Consider the following 17,539-nt stretch of genomic DNA (forward strand, 5'->3'; position numbering starts at 1 on the left):
CTAAACACCTGCCTTAGGGGCGAGGAGGGCCTTCACCAGTGCCGCCGGAGCGATCTCGTCGAGGGGCAGGCCGCGGCGTGCTGCCACTGCTGCCGGCTCTTCGAGGCGCTTCAGGGCATCAACAGTCGCGTGAACGATGTTGATGGCGTTGGAGGAACCGAGCGACTTGGAGAGGATGTCATGGATACCCACGCACTCCAGTACTGCACGGACCGGACCACCGGCGATAACACCGGTACCGGCGGAGGCCGGACGCAGCATTACAACGCCTGCAGCGGCTTCACCCTGAACGCGGTGCGGGATGGTGCTGCCTACGCGGGGAACGCGGAAGAAGGACTTCTTGGCCTCTTCAACGCCCTTGGCGATAGCAGCGGGAACTTCCTTGGCCTTGCCGTAGCCCACGCCGACCATGCCGTTACCGTCACCAACGACGACGAGTGCGGTGAAGCTGAAGCGACGACCACCCTTGACGACCTTGGAAACGCGGTTGATGGTGACAACGCGCTCTACGAACTGGTTCTTCTCGGCTTCACGGCCACCGTCGCGGCCGCCACGGCCACCGCGGTCGCCGCGGCCCTGGCCGCGGTCGCCACGCTCGCCGCGACGGGCGCCACCACGGCGGTCCTCGGCAGCGGGGGCAGTGGTCTCAGCAGCTGCGGCTTCGGGCGCCTTCTGATCTGCAGACACAGTGTCCTTTTCCTTGTTTGCTTCGGTCACAGTGACAGCCCACCTTCGCGTGCACCGTCAGCGACGGCGGCAATGCGGCCGTGGTACTTGTTACCACCACGGTCGAACACGACAGCCTCGACGCCGGCAGCCTTGGCACGTTCGGCAACGAGCTCGCCGACGCGCTTGGCCTTGGCAGTCTTGTCACCGTCGAATGCACGGAGGTCAGCTTCCAGGGTGGACGCGCTTGCTACGGTCTGGCCAATGCTGTCATCGACAACCTGGACAAATACGTGGCGTGCGGAGCGGTTGACCACCAGGCGGGGGCGGGCAGCCGTACCGGCAATGCGCTTGCGGATACGAAGCTGGCGGCGGCTGCGGGCAGCAGCCTTGCTCTTGTTCGTACGCTTCTTGTTAATGGAGATGGCCATGGTTACTTACCAGCCTTTCCGACCTTGCGGCGGATGACTTCGCCGGCGTAACGGATGCCCTTGCCCTTGTAGGGGTCCGGCTTCCGCAGCTTACGAATGTTGGCAGCAACTTCGCCGACCTGCTGCTTATTGATACCTGAGACAGAGAGCTTGGTCGGTCCCTCTACTGCAAAGGTGATGCCGGCCGGAGCGGAAACGCTGACCGGGTGGCTGTAGCCGAGAGCGAACTCAAGGTCAGATCCCTTGGCCTGAACGCGGTAACCGGTACCGACGATTTCAAGCTTCTTCTCGTAGCCTGCGGTGACGCCCTGGATCATGTTGGCGATCAGGGTGCGGGTCAGGCCGTGGAGCGAACGGGAGGCGCGCTCGTCGTTCGGGCGGCTGACGGTCAGGGTGTTCTCGTCCAGGGCAACCTCGATGGGGCTGGCCACAGTGTGGGTCAGCTCCCCCTTGGAACCCTTGACGCTGACGACAGAGCCGTCAACCTTGACCTCAACGCCGGCAGGAACGGTGATGGGGAGACGTCCAATACGTGACATTATTCTCTTCCTTTCCCGTTACCAGACGTACGCGAGGACTTCGCCGCCCACGCCCTTCTTGCCGGCCTGCTTGTCAGTCAGGAGGCCGGAAGAGGTGGACAGGATTGCGATACCCAGGCCACCGAGCACGTGAGGCAGGTTGGTGGACTTCGCGTAAACGCGGAGACCCGGCTTGGAGATGCGGCGTACACCGGCGATGGAACGCTCGCGGTTCGGACCGAACTTGAGTTCGAGGGTCAGCTTCTTGCCAACCTCAGCGTCCTCTTCCTTCCAGCCGGCGATGAAACCTTCGGCCTTGAGGATGTCGGCAACGCGTGCCTTGAGCTTGCTGTAAGGCATAGACACGGAGTCGTGGTATGCCGAGTTTGCGTTACGCAGGCGCGTAAGCATATCTGCGACAGGATCTGTCATTGTCATGTGGGCTCATGCCCTTCCTCGTAACGGTTTCCGCCGTTCCCTCCTTGATGGAGCGGAGCGGCCGGACCTTTTACGTAGTTAATTAAGCTTCGGTTTTGAACGGGAAACCAAGCGCCTTGAGCAGCGCGCGGCCTTCGTCATCGGTCTTGGCGGTGGTCACAACCGTGATGTCCATACCGCGGACGCGGTCGATCTTGTCCTGGTCGATTTCGTGGAACATAACCTGCTCGGTCAGACCGAAGGTGTAGTTGCCGTTGCCATCGAACTGCTTGCCGCTGAGGCCGCGGAAGTCGCGGATACGGGGCAGGGCCAGGGTGACCAGGCGGTCCACGAATTCCCACATGCGGTCGCCACGCAGGGTTGCGTGTGCACCGATGGGCATGCCTTCGCGCAGCTTGAACTGTGCGATCGACTTGCGGGCCTTGGTAACCTGCGGCTTCTGGCCGGTGATCTGGGTGAGGTCGCGGACAGCGCCGTCGATCAGCTTGGAGTCCTTGGCGGCATCTCCAACACCCATGTTCACAACAACCTTCACCAGGCGGGGTACCTGGTTCACGTTCTCGTACTTGAATTCATCCTGGAGCGTTGCCTTGATGGATTCGGCGTACTTGGTCTTCAGACGAGGAACGATCTTCGTTGCCGGAGTCTCGAGAGTCTCAGTCATTAGATGTCCTTCCCGGAGCTCTTGGACACGCGGATGCGGACGGTCTTCTTGACACCGTTCTTCTCCACCGTGTCGAGGCGGAAGCCCACGCGGGTCGGCTTCTTGGTCGACGGGTCAACCAGGGCCACGTTGGAAATGTGGATCGGGGCCTCTACGACCTCGATGCCACCGGTCTTGGTGCCGCGCTGCGACTGTCCAACCCGGGTGTGCTTGGTGACGCGGTTGATACCCTCAACCAGCACGCGGTTGGTGTCGGTGAATACGCGCAGAACCTTGCCCTGCTTGCCGCGGTCGCCGCCGCGCTCAGCCTTGGCGCCAGTGATGACCTGAACCAGGTCACCCTTCTTGATCTTTGCAGCCATGGACTAGAGCACCTCCGGAGCCAGAGAAACGATCTTCATGAACTTCTTGTCACGCAGTTCACGACCAACCGGTCCGAAGATACGGGTACCGCGGGGGTCACCGTCGTTCTTCAGGATCACAGCTGCGTTCTCGTCAAACTTGATGTAGGAACCATCCGCACGGCGGCGTTCCTTCTTGGTACGGACGATGACGGCCTTGACCACATCGCCCTTCTTTACGTTGCCGCCCGGGATTGCATCCTTGACGGTGGCGACAATGACGTCACCGATGCCTGCGTAGCGACGGCCGGATCCACCGAGAACGCGAATGGTAAGGATTTCCTTAGCACCCGTGTTGTCGGCGACCTTGAGTCGCGACTCCTGCTGAATCACTATTTACTCCTTGCGTCGCGCCGGTTCTCAGGCCGTGATCTTGCTACGGAATGAGCCTTGCGGAACGGTTGATCGGGGTGTCTCTTGACCTGCCTGGATTTTGCCAGACCAGGCCTAAACGCCCGTGCCAGAAGCAGTTGCTCCCATCCGGTCCGGGACGGATCCCGGGCGCACAGGGGCACTATGCTGTGGCACGCTTGTTTACGAGGTTGATGACGGCGCGCGAAAGGCGCCATACAAACTCAATATCCTAGCACGTTTTCCGCCGGTCCCCATATCACCACCGCCCACCACCCCGCAAGACGGACGACGGCGTCACGCAGGGCAGCCTTTCGGCCCACCAAAGGTGCCACTCCCCCGCCAGTCCAGGCGCCGCCGTCGTCCGGCAGTCCACTACGCCCCATCACTACCTGCAGGAAATCCTCCAACGCGCCATCACCTCCCGCTGGTACGTTTCGGCAAGTGATGTGGCGTTTCCGAAAAGCGTGCAGGAAGTGATGGGGCGTCTGTGTGGGACGGACGGCCACGCCCGCTGTCCGTTAAACGAGGAAGCCCCTGCTCCCGGGAGGGAGCAGGGGCAACAGCTAAGCAGCAGGTGCTACTTGGCCTTCTCGAGGATTTCCACGAGCCGCCAGTTCTTGGTGGCGGACAGCGGACGGGTCTCGGCGATGACTACGAGGTCGCCGATGCCGGCGGTGTTCTCTTCGTCGTGTGCCTTGACCTTGGAAGTGCGGCGGATGACCTTGCCGTACAGTGCGTGCTTCACGCGGTCTTCAACCTCGACGACGATGGTCTTTTCCATCTTGTCAGAGACCACGTAGCCGCGACGGGTCTTGCGGTAACCGCGCTGCCCAGCCTTGGCTGCGGTAGCAGTTTCGGTCACGTTCTGGTCCTTTTCACTCACTTGGCGTCCTCCTCGGTCTCAGCCTTTTCAGCCTTGTCGGCCTTCTTGGTTGAAGCCTTCTTGGACTTCTTCTCTTCCTTGGCTTCCACAACCGGTGCGGCAACCTCGGCACGAATGCCCAGCTCGCGTTCGCGGAGAACGGTGTAGATGCGGGCGATGTCCTTCTTTACCGCGCGCAGGCGACCGTGGTTCTCCAGCTGTCCGGTGGCGGACTGGAAACGCAGGTTGAACAGCTCTTCCTTGGCCTTGCGGAGTTCTTCAACGAGACGCTCGTTGTCGAAACCGTCCAGCTGTGCGGGAGCCAGATCCTTGGATCCTACTGCCATTTCTACTCACCACCTTCGCGACGCACAATGCGTGCCTTCAACGGCAGCTTGTGGATTGCCAGGCGCAGGGCCTCGCGAGCTACCTCTTCATTGACACCGGAGAGTTCGAAAAGAACCCGGCCCGGCTTGACGTTGGCGACCCACCATTCCGGTGAACCCTTACCGGAACCCATGCGGGTTTCGGCCGGCTTCTTGGTCAGGGGACGGTCCGGGTAGATGTTGATCCAGACCTTACCGCCACGCTTGATGTGGCGGGTCATCGCAATACGGGCAGATTCGATCTGGCGGTTGGTGACGTATGCCGGGCTCAGGGCCTGGATACCCCACTCACCGAACGAGACCTCGGTGCCGCCCGTGGCAGCGCCGGAACGACCCGGGTGGTGCTGCTTACGGTGCTTGACTCGACGTGGGATAAGCATTTAAGCCTGTCCTCCTTCTACAGCAGCAGGTGCTGCTTCAACTGCCGGTGCTTCGGCAGCAGGAGCTGCGTCAGCGGCCGGGCGGTCGGTGCGACGGCGGCGGTCACCACGGTCAGCGCCACCCGGGCGGCCGGGACGGTCGCCACGGTTACCGCGGGACGGAGCTGCAGCAGCCTGTGCTGCCAGTTCCTTGGCGGTGACGTCACCCTTGTAGATCCAGACCTTCACGCCGATACGGCCGAAGGTGGTCTTGGCTTCGTAGAAGCCGTAGTCGATGTTCGCGCGGAGGGTGTGCAGGGGCACACGGCCTTCGCGGTAGAACTCCGAGCGGGACATTTCAGCGCCACCCAGGCGGCCCGAGCAGGCGATACGGATGCCCTTGGCACCTGCACGCTGAGCGGACTGCATGGCCTTCTTCATCGCACGGCGGAATGCCACGCGGGAAGTCAGCTGCTCTGCAACGCCCTGGGCAACAAGCTGGGCTTCCATCTCGGGGTTCTTGACCTCGAGGATGTTCAGCTGGACCTGCTTGCCGGTGAGCTTTTCGAGCTCGCCGCGGATGCGGTCTGCTTCTGCTCCACGGCGGCCGATGACGATGCCGGGACGTGCCGTGTGGATGTCCACGCGGACACGGTCACGGGTGCGCTCGATCTCGACCTTGGCGATGCCGGCGCGCTCCATGCCCGTGGACATGAGCTGGCGGATGCGGATGTCTTCGCGGACGAAGTCCTTGTACCGCTGGCCTGCCTTGGTGCTGTCAGCGAACCAGTGCGATACGTGATCGGTGGTGATGCCGAGTCGGAACCCGTGCGGGTTTACTTTCTGTCCCACTTAGCGAGCCTCCTCTTTCTCCGGGGTAGCGACTACCACGGTGATGTGGCTGGTGCGCTTCTTGATCTGAAATGCACGACCCTGGGCACGCGGCTGGAACCGCTTCATGGTCGGGCCTTCATCAACAAACGCTTCGCTGATGATGAGGTCGCCTTCGTCAAACGCCACGCCGTCGCGGTCCGCGAGGACCCGGGCGTTGGAGATTGCCGACTGAACTACCTTGAATACCGGCTCCGAAGCTGCCTGGGGGGCAAACTTCAGAATTGCCAGAGCCTCATTCGCTTGCAATCCACGAACAAGGTTGACGACGCGCCGGGCCTTCATAGGCGTTACGCGGATGTGGCGCGCAATTGCCTTGGCTTCCATTGCTTTCCTTCTCTCGTCTTTGACGTAAACGCAGGCGCCTAGCGGCGCTTGCCCTTACGGTCGTCCTTGACATGGCCGCGGAATGTCCGCGTGGGAGCGAATTCGCCGAGCTTGTGCCCGACCATCGACTCAGTGACAAACACCGGGATGTGCTTGCGTCCGTCGTGTACGGCGATCGTGTGTCCGAGCATGTCGGGGATGATCATCGAACGGCGGGACCAGGTCTTGATGACGTTCTTGGTGCCCTTTTCGTTTTCCCTGGCTACCTTCACAAAGAGGTGCTGGTCAACGAAAGGACCTTTTTTCAGGCTGCGTGGCATGTGTCCAGGCTCCTATCGCTTGTTCTTGCCAGTACGACGGCGACGCACAATAAGCTTGTCGCTCTCTTTGTTGGGGCGGCGGGTGCGGCCTTCACGCTTACCGTTCGGGTTGACGGGGTTACGTCCACCGGACGTCTTACCCTCGCCACCACCGTGCGGGTGGTCAACCGGGTTCATGGCAACACCACGGACGGTCGGGCGGACGCCCTTCCACCGCATACGGCCGGCCTTGCCCCAGTTGATGTTCGACTGCTCGGCGTTGCCCACCTCGCCGACGGTTGCGCGGCAGCGCACGTCAACGTTGCGGATTTCACCGGAAGGCAGGCGCAGCTGGGCGAAGCGGCCTTCCTTGGCAACAAGCTGGATGGATGCGCCGGCGGAGCGGCCCATCTTGGCGCCGCCACCCGGACGCAGTTCCACTGCGTGGATAACGGTACCCACCGGGATGTTGAGCAGGGGCAGGTTGTTACCGGGCTTGATGTCAGCACCGGCACCTGCCTCGACAACGTCACCCTGGGAGAGCTTGTTGGGAGCGATGATGTAACGCTTGGTGCCATCAACGTAGTGCAGGAGGGCGATGCGAGCCGTGCGGTTCGGATCGTACTCGATTTCGGCAACGCGGGCGTTGACGCCGTCCTTGTCGTGGCGACGGAAGTCGATCAGACGGTACTGGCGCTTGTGCCCACCACCCTTGTGACGGGTGGTGATCTTACCGGTGTTGTTACGGCCGCCCTTCTTGGGCAGCGGACGTACCAACGACTTTTCCGGCGTCGCCCGCGTAATTTCGATGAAGTCCGCTACGCTCGAGCCACGACGGCCCGGGGTAGTCGGCTTGTACTTACGGATTCCCATAATTTATTTCCTCGTTAAAGTGGTCTCCGCTACGCGAGCGGACCGCCGAAGATGTCGATGGTGCCTTCTTTGAGGGTGACAATCGCACGCTTGGTGTTCTTGCGGGTACCCCATCCGAATTTGGTGCGCTTGCGCTTACCGGCACGGTTGATGGTGTTGATCGATTCGACCTTGACGGAGAAGATCTTCTCCACGGCCAGCTTGATCTCGGTCTTGTTCGAACGGGGGTCCACCAGGAAGGTGTACTTGCCCTCGTCGATCAGGCCGTAGCTCTTTTCCGACACGACGGGTGCAAGCACGACGTCGCGGGGATCCTTGATGGTGGCTGCACTCACTTGGCATCCTCCTCGTTCTTAGCTGCCTTAGCGGCAACGAATGCGTCGTAGGCAGCCTTGGTGAAGACAACGTCATCAGAGACGAGAACGTCGTAGGTGTTCAGCTGGTCTACGTACAGAACGTGAACGCCGGCGAGGTTGCGCACGGACAGTGCGGCAACGTCGTTATCGCGCTCGATGACGACCAGCAGGTTCTTGCGGTCGGACACACCGCGGAGCGTTGCCAGTGCGGTCTTGGCGGAGGGCTTGGTGCCTTCAACCAGTTCTGCGACAACGTGGATGCGACCGTTGCGGGCCCGGTCAGACAGTGCGCCGCGCAGTGCAGCAGCAATCATCTTCTTGGGGGTGCGCTGGCTGTAGTCACGCGGGGTGGGACCGTGGACGATGCCACCGCCGGTCATGTGGGGAGCACGGATGGAACCCTGACGGGCGCGGCCGGTGCCCTTCTGCTTGAACGGCTTGCGTCCTGCACCGGAAACTTCAGCGCGGGTCTTGGTCTTGTGGGTTCCCTGGCGGGCAGCAGCGAGCTGGGCAACGACAACCTGGTGCAGCAGCGGCACGTTGGTCTGAACGTCGAAGATCTCTGCAGGCAGGTCAACCTGGACAGTGTTAGCCATTGAACTAGGCTCCCTTCACGGCGGTGCGTACGAGTACGACCTGGCCGCGGGCGCCGGGAACGGCACCCTTGATCAGGAGCAGCGACTTCTCGACGTCAACCGCGTGGACCGTGAGGTTCAGCGTGGTGTGACGAACGGCGCCCATGCGGCCGGCCATTTTCATGCCCTTGAAGACGCGGCTCGGGGTGGATGCGCCACCGATTGAACCGGGCTTACGGTGGTTCTTGTGGGCACCGTGGGAAGCTCCAACACCGTGGAAGCCGTGACGCTTCATAACACCGGCGAAGCCCTTACCCTTGGTGGTGCCGATGACGTCGATCTTCTGGCCGGCTTCGAAGACCTCTACGGAGAGCTCCTGGCCCAGCTCGTACTCGGCAGCATCTGCGGTACGGAGTTCGACGACGTGGCGGCGAGGCGTGACGCCTGCCTTTTCAAAGTGACCAGCCAGCGGCTTGGTGACCTTGCGGGGATCGATCTGGCCGTAGCCGATCTGAACGGCGACGTAGCCATCGGTCTCAGCGTTGCGCAGCTGGGTGATGACGTTCGAGTCTGCCTGGACCACAGTGACGGGGATGAGCTTGTTGTTCTCGTCCCAGACCTGGGTCATGCCGAGCTTCGTGCCCAACAGGCCCTTTACGTTACGGGTTGCGGTCATAGTTTCTCAGCACCTCCCTACAGCTTGATTTCGATGTTCACGTCAGCCGGCAGGTCGAGACGCATGAGCGAATCAACAGCCTTCGGCGTGGGATCGATGATGTCGATAAGACGCTTGTGCGTGCGCATTTCAAAGTGCTCGCGGCTGTCCTTGTACTTGTGCGGAGAGCGGATCACGCAGTACACGTTCTTCTCCGTCGGCAGCGGCACGGGGCCGACTACCGTTGCGCCTGCGCGCGTGACCGTCTCAACGATCTTCCGTGCTGAAACGTCAATGACCTCGTGGTCGTATGACTTCAGCCGGATGCGGATTTTTTGTCCCGCCATGTCGCCTGACTCTCTTTCAGTCTGTGCTTCCCCGGTTTAGGGCTGCCCTGTTCACTTACTCGTTGTATGGCTGCCGAAGCATTTGAGGTCGTAACCACCATCCGCCGCACAAACTGAATCCGGATGAATCCGGGTTCCTCACCTTGCCGGCGTAACCGACCCCCGCGGTCGGGCGTGTCGCGCTGGGCGCACATATAAATCCGCAGTTCCATGGGGGTGGGTTATGTTTGGTCTTCAGCTTGGACCCTGCACCCGGCATTATCCGGATCGGGACGCGAAGAAGCGCTTGAACAACTCATCTAGTATGCCGGAAATCCGCGGCAGATGCGAATCGGCTCCGGGTCCGGGCTGGTCACCGGCCATTGCCGCGGACCCGAACGCGCTGGATGATAGGGAGCATGACCCTGGAAGGCACTGAATCGGTGACCGAACTGGCCGGACGCGTTCCGCCGTCGTTCACGCTTGGCGTCGCGGCGGCGGCGTTCCAAATTGAAGGCGCACTCAAGGCCGGGGGCCGTGGGCCATCGGGGTGGGATGCCTTTGCGGAGAAGCCCGGCGCCATCCAGGACGGACACTCCCCCGCCGTGGCCTGCGACCATTACAACAGGTTGCCGGAGGATGTGGCGCTGCTCAAGGAACTGGGCGTTGACTCATACCGGTTCTCGCTGTCCTGGCCACGCATCCAGCCGGATGGCCAGGGCGGCTTCAATCCCGAGGGCCTGGACTTTTACGACCGGCTGATCGACCAACTCCTTGAGGCCGGCATTTCCCCCATGGCAACGCTCTACCACTGGGACACCCCGTTGCCCCTGGAACACCGCGGCGGCTGGCTGAACCGTGACACCGCGGAGCGGTTTGGCGAGTATGCCAGGGCTGCCGGCGAGCGGTTCGGCGACCGTGTGGCGCAGTGGGTCACCCTCAACGAACCGGTCTCGGTCACCCTGAACGGCTATGCCCTTGGAGTGCACGCACCGGGGCGCCGGTTGATGTTTGACGCCCTTCCCGCCATCCATCACCAGCTCCTGGCGCACGGGCTCGGCGTGCAGGCACTGCGGGCTGCCGGCGTGGCGGGCGGCATCGGCCTGACCAACCTGCATTCCCCCGTTAGGCCCGCCACCAGGAAGCTTGGCGACCGGCTGGTGGCCCATCTCTACGACCTGCTCATGAACAGGATCTATGCCGACCCCGTCCTGCTGGGCCAATACCCCTCGCTGCCGCTGTACGCTAAGCCCTGGCTGCGATCAATCGGCAGGATTTCCGATGCGGACCTCCGGACCATCCACCAGCCGCTGGACTTCTACGGACTGAACTACTACTTCCCCGTCAAGGTGGCCCTGGGGCCGGGCATCACTCCCCTGCCTGCGGATATGCACAAGCAACTCGCCAAGCTGCCCTTCCACGAGGTTGGCTACTCCGAGTTCGACAGCACAGGATTCGGCTGGCCCGTGGCACCTGACCATCTGGGAATCCTGCTGCGGGAAATGCGGGACCGGTACGGAGCGGCCCTCCCGCCGGTGTACATCACCGAGGGCGGTGCCAGCTTCCCCGAACCCGACCGTATCGCCGGCACACTGGAAGACACCGACCGCGTGGAGTACCTTGCCGCACATCTGACGGCAGCGCTTGACGCCACCGCCCCCGGCGGCCACGCCGAGGGCGTGGATCTCCGGGGCTACTACGTCTGGACGCTGATGGACAACTTTGAGTGGGCGGCCGGCTACTCGCAGCGTTTTGGGCTGGTGCACGTGGACTTCGAGACACTGGAGCGGACGCCCAAGCGGTCCTTCTACTGGTACCAGGCGTTGTCCAGGGCACGGCGCCACCGGCCACATTAGTGGCGCGCCACCGGCCAGGTTAGTGGCGCCACCGGCACCGTAGCGACGGCGGCGGGTTCAGCCGTGTCCCAACACCGTGAGGAAGATCAGCACGCAGTTCAAACCCACGATCAGGGTGGCGCTGGTCCACCCGGCGATCTTGAGCGGCTTTGAATCGGCATGGATGCCCATCACCTTGCGGCTGCCGGTGAGCCGGATCAAGGGGATCAGCGCGAACGGGATGCCGAAACTCAGGAGGACCTGGCTCAGGACCAACGCCAGCGTCGGTTCAATCCCTGCGCCCAGGACCGCCAGCGCGGGAATCAGGGTGACGGTCCGCCGGACCAGCAGGGGAATCCGCACCTTGAGGAGGCCGCCCATGATGGTGGCCCCGGCGTAGCATCCCACCGAGGTGGACGCCAGGCCGGAGGCCAGCAGGCCCACAGCGAAAACGACGCCGATCACAGGGCCCAGTGCGGACGTCACGGCAGCGTGCGCGCCGGCTATGGTGTCAGTACCCTCCACGCCGCGAAGGCTGGAGGCAGCCAGCAGCAGCATGGCAATGTTGACGACGCCGGCGAGCAGCAGAGCGCCGGCGACATCCACGCGCGTGGTTCGGATCAGCCGGGTCCTGACCGCCGGATCTTCCGAGAATCCGTGGCGGTCGCGGGCAAGGGCGGAATGCAGGTAGATGGCATGCGGCATAACCGTGGCCCCGAGCATGCTCGCCGCGAGCAGCACGGTGTCGGTTCCCTCGAACCGGGGCACCAGTCCGGCCAGGGCGCCGCCGGCGTCAGGCGGTGCGACGAAGAGGCCCGAAACGAACCCGACAGCAATGACGCCCAGCAGGGTAAGAATGGCAAATTCGAAGGATTTCTGGCTGCGGTGCGACTGGAGCGCCAGCAGCAGCATGGACGCCAGGCCGATAATGACGCCGCCGGTCAGCAGGGGCAGGCCGAACAACAGGTTCAGTGCCACTGCCCCACCGATAACCTCGGCCATGTCAGTGGCCCCGGCAACGATCTCGGCCTGCACCCAATAGGCGCGGCGGCGCCGCGTGCCCAGGCGCTTCCCAAGGATTTCGGGCAGGCTCATGCCGGTGGCGAGCCCCAGCTTGGCTGACTGGTACTGGATCAGTACGGCCATGCCATTGGCTGCAACGAGGACCCAGACCAGGAGGTAGCCGAAGCTGGCGCCGGCGGTCAGGTTGGCGGCGACATTTCCCGGGTCGACGTAGGCAATGGCAGCAACGAATGCCGGCCCGAGCAGGAGCAGGCGGGACCAGATCCTGGGGGTGGCGGATTCCGCCGTCATTGTTGAAACAGCCATTGCGTGTCCTCGTCGTTGCGGGCGTCGATATGACGAGGATACCCCGAATTTAGGTATACCGAAAAGTAGGAGTAAGGAGTACCGGCAGATCGGTGTGCTGCCGCTGTTGCTACTGGTTTTTGTTTGCCCTGTTGATCCGCTTGGCCCGGTCAATCTCGCGCCGGAAGTACTTCCTGGTCCAGAACACCCCGGCTACAACGGCAACCGCGATGATCAGGAAAATAAGCCATCCCATGATGAACTCCTTTCAGTGGTGCAACAGTACCAGTGGGCCCTTAACGAAAAAGGACAGCCCCGCTGCTACTGCAGCGGGGCTGTCCTTCAGGTCAGCAAGTACTACTTGATGATCTTGGTAACACGTCCCGAACCAACGGTGCGGCCGCCTTCGCGGATTGCGAAGCCGAGGCCCTCTTCCATAGCGATCGGCTGGATGAGCGCAACGGTCATCTCAGTGTTGTCGCCAGGCATAACCATTTCCGTGCCCTCGGGCAGGGTGATAACGCCGGTTACGTCCGTGGTGCGGAAGTAGAACTGCGGGCGGTAGTTGGAGTAGAACGGGTTGTGACGTCCGCCTTCGTCCTTGGAGAGGATGTAGACGTTGGCCTCGAAGTCGGTGTGCGGGGTGATGGAACCCGGCTTGACGACAACCTGGCCACGCTCGACATCGTCGCGCTTCAGACCGCGGAGCAGGAGGCCACAGTTCTCGCCAGCCCATGCTTCGTCCAGCTGCTTGTGGAACATCTCGATACCGGTAACCGTGGTCTTCTGGACCGGGCGGATGCCGACGATCTCGACCTCGGAGTTGATGGCGAGGGTTCCACGCTCGGCGCGGCCCGTAACAACGGTGCCACGACCGGTGATGGTGAAGACGTCCTCGATCGGCATCAGGAACGGCTTGTCGCGGTCACGTACGGGGTCCGGAACGGACTCGTCGACAGCAGCCATCAGGTCCTCAACGGACTTGACCCACTCGGGGTCGCCTTCCAGGGCCTTCAGGCCGGAAACGCGGACAACCGGAGCGTTGTCGCCATCGAAGCCCTGCGAGCTCAGGAGCTCACGAACTTCCATTTCGACGAGGTCGAGGAGTTCCTCGTCCTCAACCATGTCAGCCTTGTTCAGCGCGACCAGCAGGTAGGGAACACCAACCTGGCGGGCGAGCAGAACGTGCTCGCGGGTCTGAGCCATCGGGCCGTCGGTAGCGGCAACCACGAGGATTGCGCCGTCCATCTGGGCAGCACCGGTGATCATGTTCTTGATGTAGTCAGCGTGGCCGGGGGCGTCAACGTGTGCGTAGTGACGCTTCTCGGTCTGGTACTCCACGTGGGAGATGTTGATGGTAATACCGCGCTGACGCTCTTCGGGTGCAGAGTCAATCGACGCGAAGTCACGCTTCTCGTTGAGATCCGGGTACTTGTCGTACAGCACCTTGGAAATGGCGGCCGTCAGCGTCGTCTTACCGTGGTCAACGTGACCAATGGTGCCGATGTTGACGTGCGGCTTAGTCCGCTCGAACTTTGCCTTTGCCACAGGTTCCTCCTAGAACGTTTTCAAATAGCTTGCCCTCCAGCCGCGCTTATCGCGGTAGAACTCAGGCAAGTCTACTTGGGGGGCTTTGGATTGGTGAAATTGCAGATTCAGGAACTAATACTAATCCCCTGAGCCTGTTCGTGCAGGGGCCGGACCGGCTTGCCGGATGAATCCGGCCGGCCCGGCCACCTGCACCGGCTGCGCTGTCCGCTGGCGGACTGCCCAACCGAGGTGTTCGCTTTGAAAGTCCGGAAGGACTACTCGCCGCGGGACTTCTGGATGATCTCGTCGGCAACTGCCTTCGGGACCTCGGCGTAGCTGTTGAACGTCATGGAGTACACAGCGCGGCCCTGGGTCTTGGAGCGCAGGTCACCGATGTAGCCGAACATGCCGGACAGCGGAACGTGCGCACGGATGACCTTGACGCCCTGTGCATCTTCCATGGACTGCATCTGGCCACGGCGGGAGTTGAGGTCACCGATAACTTCACCCATGTATTCCTCAGGGGTGCGGACCTCGACATCCATCAGTGGTTCGAGCAGAACCGGGTTCGCCTTGCGTGCAGCTTCCTTGAAAGCCATACGGCCGGCGATCTTGAACGCCATTTCCGAAGAGTCAACATCGTGGTACGCGCCGTCAATCAGCGTGGCCTTGATGCCTACAACCGGGTAGCCGGCCAGGACGCCGTCGTTCAGCGCATCCTGGATGCCCGCGTCAACGGACGGGATGTACTCGCGCGGAACGCGGCCACCGGTGACCTTGTTCTCGAACTCGTACAGCTCGCCTTCGGCGGTGTCCAGCGGCTCGATGGCGATCTGGATCTTTGCGAACTGGCCCGAACCACCGGTCTGCTTCTTGTGCGTGTAGTCGTGGCGTTCGACGGCGCGCTTGATGGTTTCGCGGTAGGCAACCTGGGGCTTGCCCACGTTTGCCTCGACCTTGAACTCGCGGCGCATGCGGTCCACCAGGATGTCCAGGTGGAGCTCGCCCATGCCGGCGATGATGGTCTGGCCGGTGTCTTCGTTGAGGGACACCTGGAAAGTGGGGTCCTCAGCGGAGAGCTTCTGGATGGCCGTGGAGAGCTTCTCCTGGTCACCCTTGGTGTTCGGCTCGATGGCAACCGAGATCACGGGCTCCGGGAAGCTCATGGACTCAAGCACGATCTGGTTGTTGGCATCACACAGGGTGTCACCCGTGGTGGTGTCCTTCAGGCCAATGGCTGCGTAGATGTGGCCGGCGGTAGCGCCCTCAACGGGCATTTCCTTGTTGGCGTGCATCTGGAACAGCTTGCCGATGCGCTCCTTCTTGCCCTTGGTGGAGTTGACCACCTGGGCGCCTGCTTCCACGTGACCGGAGTACACGCGGATGAAGGTGAGCTGGCCGAAGAAGGGGTGCGCAGCAATCTTGAACGCCAGAGCCGAGAAGGGCTCTTCCGAGGAAGGCTTGCGCGTCAGTTCCTTCTCTTCGTCGCGAGGATCGTGGCCGACCATCGGGGGGACGTCGAGCGGGTTCGGCAGGTAGTCCACAACTGCGTCGAGCATGGGCTGAACGCCACGGTTCTTGAAGGCGGAACCGCAGAAGATCGGGTAGAGCTCGGAGTTGATGGTCATCTTGCGGATGCCGGCTTTGAGCTCGTCGATCGAGATCTCTTCGCCCTCGAGGTACTTGTCCATGAGTTCCTCGGAAGACTCAGCGACAGTCTCAACGAGCGTCGCGCGGTATTCCTCAGCCTTTTCCTGGAGGTCAGCCGGGATCTCGCGGATCTCGTACTTGGCACCCATGGTTACGTCACCCTTGGCGTCGCCGGGCCATACCAGGGCGCGCATGTAGAGCAGGTCAACGACGCCGATGAAGTCGTTCTCGGCACCGATGGGCAGCTGCATGACCAGCGGCTTGGCACCGAGGCGGCTGATGATGGTGTCTACGGTGAAGTAGAAGTCAGCACCGAGCTTGTCCATCTTGTTGACGAAGCAGATACGCGGAACGTTGTACTTGTCAGCCTGGCGCCAAACAGTCTCGGACTGCGGCTCAACGCCTTCCTTGCCATCGAAGACGGCGACTGCACCGTCGAGGACGCGCAGGGAGCGCTCAACCTCAACCGTGAAGTCAACGTGGCCGGGGGTGTCGATGATGTTGATCTGGTTGTTTTCCCAGAAGCAGGTCACGGCGGCAGACGTGATGGTGATGCCGCGTTCCTTTTCCTGTTCCATCCAGTCGGTGGTCGAAGCGCCGTCGTGCGTTTCGCCGATCTTGTGGTTCACACCCGTGTAGAACAGGATGCGCTCGGTGGTGGTGGTCTTGCCGGCATCAATATGGGCCATGATGCCGATGTTGCGGACCTTACTAAGGTCGGTAAGCACGTCCTGTGCCACGGGGTCTCCTTTTGGGATGGACTACGCGTTCGCCGCCGGCTCTGTTGAGCCGGCGGCGTCCGGGGAGTATTACCAGCGGTAGTGTGCGAAGGCCTTGTTGGACTCGGCCATCTTGTGGGTGTCTTCGCGACGCTTCACAGCGGCACCGAGACCGTTGGACGCATCCAGGATTTCGTTCTGGAGACGCTCGGTCATCGTCTTCTCGCGGCGGGCCTTGGAGTAGCCAACCAGCCAGCGCAGGGCGAGTGCGGTGGAGCGGCCGGGCTTGACCTCAACCGGAACCTGGTAGGTGGCGCCACCGACACGGCGGGAGCGGACCTCGAGGGAAGGCTTGACGTTGTCCATGGCCTTCTTCAGGGCTGCAACGGGGTCGCCGCCGGACTTGGCGCGTGCGCCTTCGAGTGCACCGTAGACAATGCGCTCTGCCGTGGACTTCTTGCCGTCAACGAGCACCTTGTTGATGAGCTGGGTTACCAGCGGGGAACCGTATACCGGATCCGAAACGAGCGGCCGCTTGGGGGCCGGACCCTTGCGAGGCATATTACTTCTTCTCCATCTTTGCGCCGTAGCGGCTGCGGGCCTGCTTACGGTTCTTCACACCCTGGGTATCGAGGGCGCCACGGACGATCTTGTAGCGGACACCCGGGAGGTCCTTCACACGACCACCGCGAACGAGCACAATGGAGTGCTCCTGCAGGTTGTGGCCAACACCGGGGATGTAGGCGGTAACTTCCACGCCGCCGTTGAGGCGCACACGTGCCACCTTACGCAGAGCCGAGTTCGGCTTCTTCGGGGTGGTGGTGTAGACGCGGGTGCAGACACCGCGGCGCATGGGGCTGCCCTTAAGCGCGGGAGCCTTGGTCTTTGAGACCTTAGGCGTGCGGCCCTTGCGGACCAGCTGGTTAATCGTAGGCACTCTCGTGTTCTCCGTTTTATCCGGAGTGGCTGTTTCCGGCCACTCTCCTGTTGCGTTGCCCCGCCGCCCGGGCCTTGAAGAAGATCTCCAGGGCGGCGAAGGCGAAGCCTTAATAGTCGGATCGCATTCCCGGGGGCGACTGGCGTCGGACAAGTCCCTAGGCATGCAAAAATGTGGCA

The 17,539-nt window shown here is 62.2% G+C and carries 25 protein-coding genes; 1 reads left to right on the forward strand and 24 read right to left on the reverse strand.

The window, feature by feature from the left end; all coding sequences use genetic code 11:
• From rpsE to rpsJ, 18 genes are all read right to left on the reverse strand, one after another.
• Positions 1-717, reverse strand: a complete 717-nt coding sequence (gene rpsE / locus LDO86_RS14120) for a 30S ribosomal protein S5 (RefSeq protein ID WP_018769142.1) — start codon at positions 715-717, stop codon at positions 1-3.
• Positions 714-1,097 carry a 50S ribosomal protein L18 gene (rplR, locus tag LDO86_RS14125; protein WP_018769141.1) on the reverse strand — a complete coding sequence of 128 codons (384 nt, stop codon included), beginning with the start codon at positions 1,095-1,097 and terminating at the stop codon, positions 714-716. The genes rpsE and rplR overlap by 4 nt, the downstream gene beginning before the upstream one ends.
• Before the next feature lie 2 nt (positions 1,098-1,099).
• Entirely contained in the window at positions 1,100-1,636 is a 537-nt protein-coding gene (gene rplF / locus LDO86_RS14130) for a 50S ribosomal protein L6 (RefSeq protein WP_018769140.1), read from the reverse strand.
• An 18-nt stretch (positions 1,637-1,654) separates the two neighbouring features.
• A complete protein-coding gene (gene rpsH, locus LDO86_RS14135) occupies positions 1,655-2,053 on the reverse strand; it encodes a 30S ribosomal protein S8 (protein WP_018769139.1) in 399 nt (132 codons plus the stop codon).
• A gap of 82 nt (positions 2,054-2,135) precedes the next feature.
• Complete coding sequence (rplE, locus tag LDO86_RS14140; protein ID WP_018769138.1) at positions 2,136-2,717, reverse strand: 50S ribosomal protein L5; 582 nt, start codon at positions 2,715-2,717, stop codon at positions 2,136-2,138.
• The gene (gene rplX, locus LDO86_RS14145) at positions 2,717-3,079 is read right to left on the reverse strand and encodes a 50S ribosomal protein L24 (protein WP_015937845.1); all 363 of its coding nucleotides are present in this window, start codon (positions 3,077-3,079) and stop codon (positions 2,717-2,719) included. The genes rplE and rplX overlap by 1 nt, the downstream gene beginning before the upstream one ends.
• A 3-nt stretch (positions 3,080-3,082) precedes the next feature.
• The gene (rplN, locus tag LDO86_RS14150; RefSeq protein WP_003803789.1) at positions 3,083-3,451 is read right to left on the reverse strand and encodes a 50S ribosomal protein L14; all 369 of its coding nucleotides are present in this window, start codon (positions 3,449-3,451) and stop codon (positions 3,083-3,085) included.
• A gap of 598 nt (positions 3,452-4,049) precedes the next feature.
• Positions 4,050-4,355, reverse strand: coding sequence for a 30S ribosomal protein S17 (gene rpsQ / locus LDO86_RS14155; protein WP_018769137.1), 306 nt, complete (start codon positions 4,353-4,355; stop codon positions 4,050-4,052).
• Positions 4,352-4,681: a 50S ribosomal protein L29 gene (gene rpmC, locus LDO86_RS20250; protein WP_018769136.1), complete on the reverse strand. Its 330-nt coding sequence runs from the start codon at positions 4,679-4,681 to the stop codon at positions 4,352-4,354. The genes rpsQ and rpmC overlap by 4 nt, the downstream gene beginning before the upstream one ends.
• A 2-nt stretch (positions 4,682-4,683) precedes the next feature.
• A complete protein-coding gene (gene rplP, locus LDO86_RS14165; RefSeq protein ID WP_015937848.1) occupies positions 4,684-5,100 on the reverse strand; it encodes a 50S ribosomal protein L16 in 417 nt (138 codons plus the stop codon).
• Positions 5,101-5,931, reverse strand: a complete 831-nt coding sequence (gene rpsC / locus LDO86_RS14170; protein WP_018769135.1) for a 30S ribosomal protein S3 — start codon at positions 5,929-5,931, stop codon at positions 5,101-5,103.
• Positions 5,932-6,297 (reverse strand): 50S ribosomal protein L22, encoded by a 366-nt coding sequence (rplV, locus tag LDO86_RS14175; RefSeq protein ID WP_009358304.1) that lies wholly within the window; start codon positions 6,295-6,297, stop codon positions 5,932-5,934.
• A 38-nt stretch (positions 6,298-6,335) separates the two neighbouring features.
• Positions 6,336-6,617, reverse strand: coding sequence for a 30S ribosomal protein S19 (rpsS, locus tag LDO86_RS14180; protein WP_003803803.1), 282 nt, complete (start codon positions 6,615-6,617; stop codon positions 6,336-6,338).
• Between the two features lie 12 nt (positions 6,618-6,629).
• On the reverse strand, positions 6,630-7,469 hold the full coding sequence (rplB, locus tag LDO86_RS14185) for a 50S ribosomal protein L2 (RefSeq protein ID WP_026265741.1): 840 nt from the start codon (positions 7,467-7,469) through the stop codon (positions 6,630-6,632).
• A 29-nt stretch (positions 7,470-7,498) separates the two neighbouring features.
• Positions 7,499-7,804 (reverse strand): 50S ribosomal protein L23, encoded by a 306-nt coding sequence (gene rplW / locus LDO86_RS14190; protein WP_011692807.1) that lies wholly within the window; start codon positions 7,802-7,804, stop codon positions 7,499-7,501.
• The gene (rplD, locus tag LDO86_RS14195; RefSeq protein ID WP_018769134.1) at positions 7,801-8,421 is read right to left on the reverse strand and encodes a 50S ribosomal protein L4; all 621 of its coding nucleotides are present in this window, start codon (positions 8,419-8,421) and stop codon (positions 7,801-7,803) included. Before rplD ends, rplW begins: the two co-directional genes overlap by 4 nt.
• 4 nt (positions 8,422-8,425) lie before the next feature.
• The gene (gene rplC, locus LDO86_RS14200; protein ID WP_018769133.1) at positions 8,426-9,076 is read right to left on the reverse strand and encodes a 50S ribosomal protein L3; all 651 of its coding nucleotides are present in this window, start codon (positions 9,074-9,076) and stop codon (positions 8,426-8,428) included.
• A gap of 17 nt (positions 9,077-9,093) precedes the next feature.
• Positions 9,094-9,402, reverse strand: coding sequence for a 30S ribosomal protein S10 (rpsJ, locus tag LDO86_RS14205; protein ID WP_003803825.1), 309 nt, complete (start codon positions 9,400-9,402; stop codon positions 9,094-9,096).
• A 398-nt stretch (positions 9,403-9,800) separates the two neighbouring features.
• On the opposite strand from rpsJ, the gene LDO86_RS14210 reads away from it, so the two are divergent.
• Complete coding sequence (locus LDO86_RS14210; RefSeq protein ID WP_018769132.1) at positions 9,801-11,237, forward strand: GH1 family beta-glucosidase; 1,437 nt, start codon at positions 9,801-9,803, stop codon at positions 11,235-11,237.
• A gap of 57 nt (positions 11,238-11,294) precedes the next feature.
• On the opposite strand, the gene LDO86_RS14215 is transcribed toward LDO86_RS14210, so the two are convergent.
• The 6 genes from LDO86_RS14215 to rpsL form a co-directional block, all read right to left on the reverse strand.
• Positions 11,295-12,545, reverse strand: a complete 1,251-nt coding sequence (locus LDO86_RS14215; RefSeq protein ID WP_026265740.1) for an Nramp family divalent metal transporter — start codon at positions 12,543-12,545, stop codon at positions 11,295-11,297.
• Between the two features lie 109 nt (positions 12,546-12,654).
• On the reverse strand, positions 12,655-12,780 hold the full coding sequence (locus LDO86_RS20230) for a hypothetical protein (protein WP_018769130.1): 126 nt from the start codon (positions 12,778-12,780) through the stop codon (positions 12,655-12,657).
• A 101-nt stretch (positions 12,781-12,881) separates the two neighbouring features.
• Positions 12,882-14,072, reverse strand: coding sequence for an elongation factor Tu (tuf, locus tag LDO86_RS14220; RefSeq protein WP_013601835.1), 1,191 nt, complete (start codon positions 14,070-14,072; stop codon positions 12,882-12,884).
• A 257-nt stretch (positions 14,073-14,329) separates the two neighbouring features.
• The gene (gene fusA, locus LDO86_RS14225; protein WP_018769129.1) at positions 14,330-16,444 is read right to left on the reverse strand and encodes an elongation factor G; all 2,115 of its coding nucleotides are present in this window, start codon (positions 16,442-16,444) and stop codon (positions 14,330-14,332) included.
• Positions 16,445-16,513: 69 nt separating this feature from the next.
• Positions 16,514-16,984, reverse strand: a complete 471-nt coding sequence (rpsG, locus tag LDO86_RS14230) for a 30S ribosomal protein S7 (RefSeq protein ID WP_003803829.1) — start codon at positions 16,982-16,984, stop codon at positions 16,514-16,516.
• Between the two features lies 1 nt (position 16,985).
• Positions 16,986-17,360, reverse strand: a complete 375-nt coding sequence (rpsL, locus tag LDO86_RS14235) for a 30S ribosomal protein S12 (RefSeq protein WP_009358312.1) — start codon at positions 17,358-17,360, stop codon at positions 16,986-16,988.
• Positions 17,361-17,539: the final 179 nt, after the last annotated feature.

The sequence above is a fragment of the Arthrobacter sp. StoSoilB19 genome (assembly GCF_019977275.1).
Classification (GTDB): domain Bacteria; phylum Actinomycetota; class Actinomycetes; order Actinomycetales; family Micrococcaceae; genus Arthrobacter.

What these genes read in the sequence shown, in the direction of transcription:
- rplF (WP_018769140.1), bottom strand. Translation starts at nt 1,636, where the DNA reads ATGTCACGTATTGGACGTCTCCCCATCACCGTTCCTGCCGGCGTTGAG.
- rpsG (WP_003803829.1), bottom strand. Translation starts at nt 16,984, where the DNA reads ATGCCTCGCAAGGGTCCGGCCCCCAAGCGGCCGCTCGTTTCGGATCCG.
- LDO86_RS14210 (WP_018769132.1), top strand. Translation starts at nt 9,801, where the DNA reads ATGACCCTGGAAGGCACTGAATCGGTGACCGAACTGGCCGGACGCGTT.
- rplP (WP_015937848.1), bottom strand. Translation starts at nt 5,100, where the DNA reads ATGCTTATCCCACGTCGAGTCAAGCACCGTAAGCAGCACCACCCGGGT.
- rpmC (WP_018769136.1), bottom strand. Translation starts at nt 4,681, where the DNA reads ATGGCAGTAGGATCCAAGGATCTGGCTCCCGCACAGCTGGACGGTTTC.
- rplC (WP_018769133.1), bottom strand. Translation starts at nt 9,076, where the DNA reads ATGACCGCAACCCGTAACGTAAAGGGCCTGTTGGGCACGAAGCTCGGC.
- rpsH (WP_018769139.1), bottom strand. Translation starts at nt 2,053, where the DNA reads ATGACAATGACAGATCCTGTCGCAGATATGCTTACGCGCCTGCGTAAC.
- rpsS (WP_003803803.1), bottom strand. Translation starts at nt 6,617, where the DNA reads ATGCCACGCAGCCTGAAAAAAGGTCCTTTCGTTGACCAGCACCTCTTT.
- rplX (WP_015937845.1), bottom strand. Translation starts at nt 3,079, where the DNA reads ATGGCTGCAAAGATCAAGAAGGGTGACCTGGTTCAGGTCATCACTGGC.
- rplE (WP_018769138.1), bottom strand. Translation starts at nt 2,717, where the DNA reads ATGACTGAGACTCTCGAGACTCCGGCAACGAAGATCGTTCCTCGTCTG.
- rplD (WP_018769134.1), bottom strand. Translation starts at nt 8,421, where the DNA reads ATGGCTAACACTGTCCAGGTTGACCTGCCTGCAGAGATCTTCGACGTT.
- rplB (WP_026265741.1), bottom strand. Translation starts at nt 7,469, where the DNA reads ATGGGAATCCGTAAGTACAAGCCGACTACCCCGGGCCGTCGTGGCTCG.
- LDO86_RS20230 (WP_018769130.1), bottom strand. Translation starts at nt 12,780, where the DNA reads ATGGGATGGCTTATTTTCCTGATCATCGCGGTTGCCGTTGTAGCCGGG.
- LDO86_RS14215 (WP_026265740.1), bottom strand. Translation starts at nt 12,545, where the DNA reads ATGGCTGTTTCAACAATGACGGCGGAATCCGCCACCCCCAGGATCTGG.
- rpsJ (WP_003803825.1), bottom strand. Translation starts at nt 9,402, where the DNA reads ATGGCGGGACAAAAAATCCGCATCCGGCTGAAGTCATACGACCACGAG.
- rplR (WP_018769141.1), bottom strand. Translation starts at nt 1,097, where the DNA reads ATGGCCATCTCCATTAACAAGAAGCGTACGAACAAGAGCAAGGCTGCT.
- rplV (WP_009358304.1), bottom strand. Translation starts at nt 6,297, where the DNA reads ATGGAAGCCAAGGCAATTGCGCGCCACATCCGCGTAACGCCTATGAAG.